The organism is Halomonas sp. SIMBA_159 (assembly GCF_046536035.1).
GTDB lineage: Bacteria > Pseudomonadota > Gammaproteobacteria > Pseudomonadales > Halomonadaceae > Vreelandella > Vreelandella venusta_A.
The window spans coordinates 1-228 of sequence record NZ_JAWJBT010001850.1 but is presented as its reverse complement, the minus strand read 5'-3'; the positions used below and the strand labels follow the sequence as shown (position 1 = coordinate 228).

General features: G+C 41.2%; 1 protein-coding gene. It reads left to right on the top strand.

What is annotated here, in order from left to right:
• Window positions 1-228, top strand: a 228-nt coding sequence (locus tag R0J87_RS25585) for a hypothetical protein (protein ID WP_498889819.1), incomplete at both ends; no start/stop codon positions are given.

Sequence of the window (228 nt, the reverse complement as noted above, 5' to 3'; positions counted from 1 at the left end):
CTTGAAGCCCCATTTGGAGAGCTATTGCCTCCAGAAACTCGGGAAAAAGTGGATTATTTTCGGGAAGTGCTTCGGAATCAATTCATAAATAACAAACCCCGTGATTCGGCGTGGGACTCATTCAAAAAACGTTATGATGAGCCTCCATTGAATGATTGGGCAGTAGGAGCGATTTTTGGTAGTCGTTATACTTCTTCTGATCAACAACGCTTTATTGAATATCTTTAC